Source organism: Corallococcus sp. 4LFB (assembly GCF_046520365.1).
GTDB classification, from domain to species: Bacteria; Myxococcota; Myxococcia; order Myxococcales; family Myxococcaceae; genus Corallococcus; species Corallococcus caeni.
Window position 1 is genome coordinate 1 of the sequence record NZ_JBKGHJ010000950.1, and the last position, 1580, is coordinate 1580.

Here is a 1580-nt window from a genome sequence, read left to right on the forward strand (position 1 = left end):
TGCCTTTGAAGGCATCCAGCATCTCTTCCAGGACAACACCTTGAGCCATGGCCATGGCCAGCGCATAGCGCCCGTCTCCGGTGACGGTGGGACTGTCCGCCAGCAATCGCAGACAGTCGCCGCTGCGCCCGGTGCGCTCGCACCAACGCAGATATGCCCGCGTCAACTCCACCTCCGTCGGCGGCATGTCGGAGGCCAGCGCAGCCCCCTCCAGGGGCGTCATCCGCCGGGTGCGCGGATCGAAGAGGTAGGTGCCGCCTCGGGCGTCCACGCCCATCAGGCGCCGCGCGGCCTGCTCGGGATTGGCCGGGAGCCTCACGCCCCGCGCCAGCCTCGCCACGGCCGCTTTGAACTCGCGCCGTTCCACCTCCACCGGTCCGGCTTCGTCCTTGTGAGACGTGAAGACGACTGGCGGCCCCTTGCCCGTTTCCAAGCGCACCACGCGTCCAGAGGCACAGCCTGTCAGCCAAGCCAGCAGGATTAGCGCGACAGCGCGGTGTACCCTCATCAAGCCCCCCAGCAGGAAAGAGTTTCATCCTCCAGGGCGAAGCGGGCCACGACCAGAACCCAGCGGATCGGGCCGCCCCGAACGCCACCTCAGGACGTGGCATCTGCAAGGTGCGTAGCGGCGGCCAGGGTCCATGCCGAGCACTACGTCGGGGCCGTAGTGCCTGCCGGTGCATGAGTGAAGTTGCCCGGTTCAGCAGAGCGTTCCGCGCTTTCACCCTCAAGCGGCAGCACGGTGCTTCTTCTCGTAACCTACCTTGACGCTCACCGGCTCTGGGCCAGGTCCGCCAGGGGGGCACACGGAGGGCACATGAAGAAAACGAGGACAAAGAAAAACCCAGCAACCCTTTAAGATTGCTGGGCTTCTCGGGATGGCGGCGGAGGGAATCGAACCCTCGTCCTACTCGAACACGCCGATGCCCGGGTCGTTCCCCCCGGAGGGCTTCGACGGCTTCGAGGGCCGGGACGGCGGCGCGGCGCGCACGGGATCCAGGCGCACGCTCACGTGCTGCTCCGACGTGTCCGCGAGCCGGCTGTAGTCCAGCGTCTTCTCCGCGTCCTGGTGCCCCGCGAGCTTGAAGCGCAGCACGGAGGTCTTCTCACGCGGAAGCATCAGCTTCGTGGGCGTGGTGCCAATCTGTGCCTCCCCGTCGAAGATGGCCGCGCCGGACGGCGTGGAGGTGAACTCCACCGTCACGTCCTGCGGCAGCGCCGCCGGAGGAGGCGTCGCTGCCGGCTCCTGCACCCGCGCGGGCGGCGCTTCGACAGGCGCTCTCGGAGGCGTCATCGCCACGGGGGCCTGCGTCGGCGTCGTCTCACCCCCTCCGCGCGTCATCACCACCGCCACGCCCGCGCCAATCAGCAGCAACGGCACGCCGATGATCGCCGCCTTCATCCCCCCAGACATGCCCTTGGGCGGAAGCTCCGGCTCCACCTGGCGGGGGGCAGGGGGCCGGGCCCGGTTCGCGGCCACCGGCGCCGGGCTGTTCGCGTTGGACGTCCCACGCGGCGCGGCCTGCGCTCCCGCCGGGGTGGACCCCCGGGGCGGGGCCATCCCCATGCGCGAACCCGTC

The 1580-nt window shown here is 69.6% G+C and carries 2 pseudogenes; both read right to left on the reverse strand.

The features are described from left to right. Positions 1 to 439 (reverse strand): annotated as a pseudogene (locus ACLEQD_RS43080) (hypothetical protein); the annotation flags it as partial. A 468-nt stretch (positions 440 to 907) separates the two neighbouring features. Continuing rightward, a pseudogene (locus tag ACLEQD_RS43085) lies at positions 908 to 1580 on the reverse strand (protein kinase); the annotation flags it as partial.